This window comes from Phenylobacterium sp., assembly GCF_031181185.1.
GTDB lineage: Bacteria > Pseudomonadota > Alphaproteobacteria > Caulobacterales > Caulobacteraceae > Phenylobacterium.
Window position 1 is genome coordinate 1 of the sequence record NZ_JAPSKZ010000169.1, and the last position, 7,691, is coordinate 7,691.

The window sequence follows — 7,691 nt, forward strand, 5'->3', positions numbered from 1 at the left end:
CGGAAGATGCGCGGCAGGCGCACCTTGGGCTAGGCGTCCAGCCGGTAGCCCGCGCCGCGCACGGTCTGCAGCATCGGGCGGTCGAAGCCCTTGTCGATCTTCGAGCGCAGCCGCGAGATGTGCACGACGATGACGTTGGTCTGTGGGTCGAAGTGGTAGTCCCAGACCTTCTCCAGCAGCATGGTGCGCGTCACCGACTGGCCGGCGTGGCGCATCATGAATTCCAGCAGCTGGAACTCGCGCGGCTGCAGGTCGATCTCCTTGCCCTGCCGATGGACGGTGCGGGCGATCAGATCCATTTCGAGCTCGCCCACCCGCAGCAGGGTCTGCACCGAGCCGGTGTCGCGCCGCCGCGCCAGGGCCTCGACGCGCGCGATCAGCTCGGCGAAGGCGTAGGGCTTGACCAGGTAGTCGTCGGCGCCGGCCTGCAGACCGTCGACGCGGTCGGTCACCTCGCCCAGCGCCGAGAGGAACAGCACCGGCGTGCGGTCGCCCTCGCGGCGCAGGGTCTCGACCAGGGTGACCCCGTTCATCTTGGGCATCATCCGGTCGACGATCATGACGTCGAACTCGCCCGCGCCCTTGCGCGCCTCGGCCAGGCCTTCCTCGCCGTCGGGCGCGGTGACGCAGTCATGGCCGGCCTCGGTAAGGCCACGCGCCATGACTTCGGCCGCTTCGAGGTCGTCCTCGACGATCAGGATCCGCATCTCTGATTCCGCCCCCTAGAATCTTGCGGAGAGCCTAGCCTGAAACCTTCAGCGGCAGGAAGGACGTCCGGCCCGCGCGGTAGACGCCCACCAGCACGCTCGTCCGGCCGGCCTTCTTGGCCGCGTCGACCACCGCCGCCAGGTCGGCGGCGCTGGCCACCGCGCGGTCGTTGGCGCGGGTGATCACGTCGCCCCGGCGCAGGCCCTTGGTCCCGGCGTCGGACGAGGCGTCCACGCTCTCCACCAGTGCGCCCCGAACGTCGCCGGGCAGGTTCAGCCGGCTGCGGGTCGCCTCGTCCAGCGGGGCCAGGGACATGCCCAGGATCGGCGGCCGCGGCGCCTCGGCCCCGGGCGCGCCCGGCGCCCGGGGACCGCCCGGCGTGTTCTCGTTGGCGGCCAGCTCACGCTCCGACGGACGCACGCCCGAGCGCACCTCGACGGTGCGGCGGCGGCCATCGCGGATCACCTCCAGGCGCAGCACGTCGCCGGCGCGGGCGCGGGCCACCTGGCGGGTCAGTTCCGACGACGAGCGGACAGCCTGACCATTCACCGACGTGACGATGTCGCCCACCTGCAGGCCGGCCCGTTGCGAGGGCCCGCCCGGCGTCAGGTCGGCGACGATAGCGCCCTTCTGGTCGCCCAGGCCGGCGGCCTCGGCCATCTCGCTGGTGAAGTTCTGGATCGTCGCGCCGATGTAGCCGCGCTCGATGCGGCCGCCGCGGATCAGCTGCTTGACGACGCCGTCGGCCACCTCGGCCGGAATGGCGAATCCGATGCCCACCGAACCGCCCGAAGGGGAGAAGATCGCGGTGTTCACGCCGATCACCCGGCCATAGACGTCGAACGTCGGGCCGCCCGAGTTGCCCCGGTTGATGGGGGCGTCGATCTGGATGAAGTCGACGAAGGTCTCGCCGATGTCGCGGCCGTAGGCCGAGACGATGCCGGCCGTCGCCGTGCCGCCCAGGCCGAACGGGTTGCCGACGGTGATCACCCAGTCTCCGACCCGCGGACGGGCCGCGTTCTCGAAGTTGACGAACGGATAGGGCCCGCGGCCGCCCTTCACCTTGATGACCGCCAGGTCCGTGGCCTCGTCGCGGCCGACGACGGTGGCCTCGAGCTCGGTCTCGTCCTTCAGGACGACCGTGATCTTCTCGGCGTTCTCGACCACGTGGTTGTTGGTGACGATGTAGCCGTCGGCCGAGATGAAGAAGCCCGACCCGGCCGACTGCTGGGTCGGCAGGCGCGGCTGGCCACGCTCGGTCTGGCCGCCCTCTTCCCCGTCCTCGCCGCCCGGCTGGCGCGGGATGATGTTGAACGGGAAGCCCGGGATCTGGCGCAGGGTGTTCGGATCGATCCGGCTGGTCACATTGATCGACACCACGGCGGGCGAGACCCGGTCGAAGATGTCGGCGAAGGACATCGGCGCGCCCGGCGGCGGCGCGAAGATCGGCGCGGTCGAGGCCTTGATGAGGCCGCCCTGATACTGATCCGCGCGGGCTTCGGGCATGCGCATGCCAGCGCCCGCCACAGCCGCGGCCATCACGCCGGCGCCCGCAACGGCGCCCAGCAGGTAACCCGTCTTCTTCGAAGTCATCAGCCTTCTGTTTCCCTGTGCGCGCCGAGAGGTCGCGGCGCGCCCGACCAACCTAGGTTCGATGCACGGAAGTGCAACGGCCCTCAAGTTACGTTTAGGCAAGCCTGCGATCAGCTTCGCGTCTGATCTTTGGCGCAAACGTGTCAGCGCCTTCCAGGGTCCGCGAGTTTTTGCAGCCGCCGGTTTTCTTCCTCGGACAGTTCGGTCTCGGCCGTCCGGGTGCGCAGGCGCCTCAGAAGCAGGGCGACGCCGGCCAGGACGACGACGAAGGGACCGACCCAGAGCGCCAGGTTCCAGGCATTGAACGACGGCGTCATCAGGACGAACTCGCCATAGCGATCCGTCAGGAAGCGCTTGATCTCGTCCTCGTCCTTGCCGGCCGCCACCTGTTCGCGGACCAGCAGGCGCAGGTCGCGGGCGAGTTCGGCCTCGGAATCGTCGATCGACTCGTTCTGGCAGACCAGGCAGCGCACATCGCGGAAGATCTCGCGCGCCTTGGCCTCCTGGGCCGGGTCCGGCAGCCGCTCGGCGGGATCGGAGGCCGCGGCGATCGAGAGCACGCCCAAGAGGGCGGCGGTCACCAGGCGAAGCCTCATGCCTTGGCCTCCCGGCGCTTGCCGTCCGTCTTCTGCGCCACGCCCAGCCGCAGCCGGCGGTCCGACAGCGAGACCAAGCCGCCCAACGCCATGATGGCCGGGCCGACGAAGATCAGCGTCGCCCAGGGGTTCCAGTAGGCGCGGACCAGCCACACCGGCTGCGCCGCCCCCTCGCGCCGCTCGCCCAGCACCACATAGATGTGGCTCATGCCGCGGTAGCAGAGGCCTACCTCCGACGTCGTCTGCCCCCCGGCCGGATAGAGCCGCCGCTCGGGCGCCGCGCGGCAGACCAGCTCGCCGTCGCGCGTGACGGTGATCGCGGCGCGCTCGGCCTCGTAGTTGGGGCCTTCGACGGCGCGGATCGCGTCCAGGCTCACGTGGTAGGCGCCGACGTTCACGGCGCCGCCGATCGGCAGGGTCTCGGCCGCCTCGATCTTCCAGGCGGTCTCGAACACCGCCCCCAGCACGAAGACGCCCAGACCCATGTGCGCAAGGGTCATGCCCCAGGCGCCGCGGGGCAGGCCCCATAGTCGGCGCCAGCTCTCGCCGACGGGGGCCCGGAACAGGCGCACGCGCTCGAAAATCTCGGCCAACGCCCCCGCGATCAGCCAGGCGCCCATGGCCACGCCCGCCGCGCCCAGGCCCTTGCGCGGCGCAACGGCGGCGAACACCACCCAGCCGATGGCGACGGCGACGGCGAATGCCCACCACAGCCGCCGGGTCCCGGCGCGGGCGTCGCCGCGCTTCCACGCCAGCAGCGGCCCGACCGGCAGCAGGATCAGCAGCGCGGTCATCAGCGGCGTGAAGGTCAGGTTGAAATAGGGCGGGCCCACCGAGATGGCCTCGCCCGTCGCCGCTTCCCGGATCAGCGGGAAGAGCGTCCCCAGGAGCACCGTCGCGGTCGCGGCGGTCAGCAGGATGTTGTTCAGCACCAGCGCGCTTTCGCGGCTGACCGGCGCGAAGACGCCGCCCTGCGGCAGGCTGGGCGCGCGCCAGGCGAACAGGGCGAAGCCCAGGCCCGCGGTGAGGCCCAGGATCATCAGCAGCAGCACGCCCCGCGTCGGGTCCACCGCGAAGGCGTGCACGCTGGTCAGCACGCCCGAGCGCACCAGGAAGGCGCCCAGCATCGAGAAGGTGAAGCCGGCCAGCGCCAGGAACACGGTCCATCCCGGCAGGGCGCCACGCTTCTCGGTGACGACCGCGGAATGCAGCAGGGCCGCGGCGATCAGCCAGGGCATGAAGCTGGCGTTCTCGACCGGATCCCAGAACCACCAGCCGCCCCAGCCCAGCTCGTAGTAGGCCCAGAACGAGCCCAGCATGATGCCGACCGTCAGGAAGCTCCAGGCCGCGAGCGTCCAGGGCCGCACCCAGCGCGCCCAGGCGGCGTCGACACGGCCCTCGACCAGCGCGGCCACGGCGAACGAGAACACCACCGACATGCCGACGTAGCCCGCGTAGAGGAACGGCGGGTGGACCGCCAGCGCCGGGTCCTGCAGCAGCGGGTTCAGCGAGCGGCCCTCGACCGGGACCTCCGCAAGCCGCATCAGCGGGTTCGACGCGAAGACGGTGTAGGCGAGGAAGACCACGCCCAGGAGGCCCTGGGTGGCCACCGTCACGGCCCGCAGGCCCTGCGGCAGGCCGCGGCCGAGGCCCGCGGCGGCGGCCCCAAAACCCGTCAGGGCCAGGCACCACAGCAGCATCGAGCCCTCGTGGCTGCCCCAGGTTCCGGCCACGCGGTAGAGCAGCGGCTTCTCGGAGTGGGAGTTGGCCGCCACGTTGGCGACCGAGAAGTCCGACGTGACGAAGGCGTGCATCAGCGCCGCGAACGCCACCGCAACAGCCAGGAAGGCCGCCAGGGCCGCGCCCTCGCCGGCGCCGGCCAGCACCGCGGACTTCCGCCATCGCGCCACGGCCGAAAGCCCGACCTGGGCCATCGAAAGCGCCAGCGCCAGGATCAGCGCGAAACTGCCGGCCTCGGCGATCATTGTCCCCCGCCCTGATGTTCCGGACGCTGGCCGTCGCCGTACCACTCGCCCTGTTCCTTCAGAGCCTTGGAGACCTCGCGCGGCATGTACCGCTCGTCGTGCTTGGCCAGCACCCGCTTGGCCTCGAAGACGCCGTCGGTGCGGTAGGCGCCGATGGCGACCACGCCCTGCCCTTCGCGGAACAGGTCCGGCAGGTCGCCCTGGAAGACCACACGGTCGGCCTCCTTCTGGTCGGCCACCGTGAACTCGACGCGTCCGTCCGGATGCTTGACCACCGAGCCTGCGGCGACCAGCCCGCCCAGCTGGATCGCCCGGCCGGGCGCGGGCTTGGCCTCGGCGGCCTGCGACGGGGTGTAGAAGAACGAGATCGAGTCCCGCAGACCCCACAGCGTCAGCCCGACCGCCAGCGCCAGCACCGGCGCGATCGCGGCGATCAGGGTCAGGCGGCGGCGGGCCTTGGGCGACTTGGGCAACCAGCTCATGGCGTCAGTTCACTGCATGGGGGCCGCGCGGGCGGCCTCCTCCAACTGCTTCAGGATCTCGGGCCGATCGGCATAGCGGGCTCTGGCTTTCGTCAGCGCCTGGTCGCGCTGCACGGTCTCGCCCAGCACCGAGTACGAGCGGACCAATCGCACCCAGCCCTCCGGATCGTCGGGCGACTGCTCCAGCTTGCCGGCGAGGCTCGCGACCATGCCACGGATGGCGTCCAGCTCGGGCGACGGTTGCCGCGTGGGCACGGACCGCCCTTCCGCCTTGGCGATGGCGCCCTCGACGAACGGCCGGCGCTGGTCGTCGGCGGGCAGATCCGCCAGCAGCGCCCGAAGGTCCGCGGCGGCTTCCGCCCCCTGCCCGGCCTCGGCCCTGGCCTGGGCCAGGTAGAAGCGCGCCGCAGGATCGGAGGGATCGCGCCGCAGGACGTCTTGGAATACCGCCCGGGCGTCCGCCTCGACCTTGCCGCCGGCTTGGATGACCAGGGCCTCGCCCAGCATCTGGCGCAGGTCGGTGCGCTCGGGCGCGAGCGCCACCGCGCGGCGCAGGGCGCGGATGGCGCCGGCCGTGTTGTCGGAGGAAGCCTCGGCGATCGCCAGCATGCGCCAGCCTTCCGGGTCCGAGCCGCGGGTCTTCAGCGCGTCGCGCAGGACGGCGGCGATCTCAGGCGCGGTCCGGGTGTTGAGGTCGGATGTCCGCCACTGCTGCAGGCGGGCGGCGTAGGGCTGGTCCGAATATCCCGGCGCGCCTAGCACCAGATAGAGGCCCAGCGTCAGCGCGGGCACGGCGGTCACCGCCAGCAGCACGCGCTTGCGGGCCTTAGGGTCCACGCTCCAGGCTTGTGTCGGCGCGTCGGCGGCGGCCAGCAGGCGCCGCGCGGCCTCGGCGTGCGCGCTCTTGCGCTCGGCCTCGCCCATCAGGCCACGGTCGGCCAGCTCGTCGATCTCGGACAGCTGCCGGCGGTAGAGGAGGGTCGCCGGATCGCCGACGGCGTCAGGCGCCGCGGCCTTGGCGGCGCGAAACAGGATCAGGGCGGCGGCGGCCGCGGTCAGCGCCCCCGCTGCGGCCCAGAAGACGATCATGCGGCGGCTTTAGCCGAAAGTTCGGTAGGGAGCGAGTGCGCTAATCGGCGCCGGTGAGCGGCGCCCAGCCCCAGGTCCCGGTCGCGGCCTCCGGCTCCTCGTCGTGGAGCTGCGTCAGGTCCGGGTTCGCAGCGGTTGCGGCGCGCCGGCGGACGAGCTCGGCGGCCTTGTCTCCACGCAGCAGCAGGCTGAGCTCGGCGGCCACGTGCAGGAACGCCTGGGCCACGGCGGGGTCCGGCACGTCGCCGGTCTTCACGAGGTCCAGCAGCTCCTCGACGTAGATGTCCATGTACTCGCCGACGCTCTCCAGCATCTTGCTGCGCGCGTGGGCGAAGCCGCCGTAGTTGGCGCTGGAGCGCACCTCCTGGACGAAGGTGAGCAGGGTCTTGGCGCGTTCGACGTGCTTGGCGTCGGGCGGCAGGCTCAGTCGGGGCTGCGGCCGGCGAATGCGCCGAATCTTCGCCCGCTCCGTGGGCAGCGCGAGGGTCGCGTACTTCTCGGCCTCGCGGATGCGTCCCTCGACCACCCCCGCCAGGGCGGTCTTCTGCTTGGCGATCCGGTGGCCCCAGCCGTGCTCGCGCGACAGGTCGATGTAGGTCTCGAGTTCGGTGACCTGCAGGGTGATCAGCTCGACCAGCTTGCCGGCCCGGCGCGCCGCCTCGGCGCCGCCATCCAAGTCGAGCTTGGCGATCGCCTTCAGCGACTCGTCCATCTCGTCCATCAGCCGCTCGCCGAAGCCGGCCATCTCGGAATCGGCGAGGTAGCGCTCGTTGGGCTTGTCCATCACCTCCGAGATGATCCGCAGGACCATCCACGGGTGGGCCATCTGGGCGGCCAGCATCTCGAAGAACCGGGGGCCGGCGTCGTCGGCGATGGCCACGGCGTCCTTGTAGGCCAGCCGGGCGGCGGCGGCCGAACTCTCGTCGAAGGCCGACAGCCACTCGGGAATCCGCAGGGTGGCCCGGCGCACCACCGGCGACAGCTCCAGGCAGGCGGCCAGCTGCTCGGCCCCGCCTGGCCGCGCCTCGTCCGCCAGCTCGGCGGCCTCGCGAAACTCGGGGTACTCGCGCGAGCGCAGGGCGTAGGCGGCGATCCTGGCAAGCTGGTCGAAGGTGTCGGCCGAGCTCTCTTCGGGGATGAAGTCGCGGAAGGCCTGCTCGGCCTCCTCCACCTCTTCGGCCGCCGTGGCGCGCAAGCCCCGCCAGATCAGCGGCAGGACGCGCGAGGGAAACGTCAGG

Annotated in this window: 7 protein-coding genes; all 7 read right to left on the bottom strand. The window is 71.6% G+C overall.

Going from position 1 to position 7,691, the window contains the following annotated elements; genetic code table 11:
- Positions 1-29: 29 nt before the first annotated feature.
- Positions 30-707, bottom strand: a complete 678-nt coding sequence (locus tag RIF93_RS16575; RefSeq protein ID WP_309092556.1) for a response regulator transcription factor — start codon at positions 705-707, stop codon at positions 30-32.
- Between the two features lie 34 nt (positions 708-741).
- On the bottom strand, positions 742-2,301 hold the full coding sequence (locus tag RIF93_RS16580; RefSeq protein WP_309092557.1) for a Do family serine endopeptidase: 1,560 nt from the start codon (positions 2,299-2,301) through the stop codon (positions 742-744).
- A 143-nt stretch (positions 2,302-2,444) separates the two neighbouring features.
- Positions 2,445-2,897: a cytochrome c-type biogenesis protein CcmH gene (locus tag RIF93_RS16585; RefSeq protein ID WP_309092558.1), complete on the bottom strand. Its 453-nt coding sequence runs from the start codon at positions 2,895-2,897 to the stop codon at positions 2,445-2,447.
- Positions 2,894-4,882 carry a heme lyase CcmF/NrfE family subunit gene (locus RIF93_RS16590; RefSeq protein WP_309092559.1) on the bottom strand — a complete coding sequence of 663 codons (1,989 nt, stop codon included), beginning with the start codon at positions 4,880-4,882 and terminating at the stop codon, positions 2,894-2,896. The genes RIF93_RS16585 and RIF93_RS16590 overlap by 4 nt, the downstream gene beginning before the upstream one ends.
- Complete coding sequence (gene ccmE, locus RIF93_RS16595) at positions 4,879-5,364, bottom strand: cytochrome c maturation protein CcmE (RefSeq protein ID WP_309092560.1); 486 nt, start codon at positions 5,362-5,364, stop codon at positions 4,879-4,881. Before ccmE ends, RIF93_RS16590 begins: the two co-directional genes overlap by 4 nt.
- A 9-nt stretch (positions 5,365-5,373) precedes the next feature.
- Complete coding sequence (ccmI, locus tag RIF93_RS16600; protein WP_309092561.1) at positions 5,374-6,453, bottom strand: c-type cytochrome biogenesis protein CcmI; 1,080 nt, start codon at positions 6,451-6,453, stop codon at positions 5,374-5,376.
- A gap of 40 nt (positions 6,454-6,493) precedes the next feature.
- Positions 6,494-7,691: hypothetical protein (locus tag RIF93_RS16605; protein ID WP_309092562.1), on the bottom strand; the 1,198-nt coding region annotated here is incomplete at its 5' end.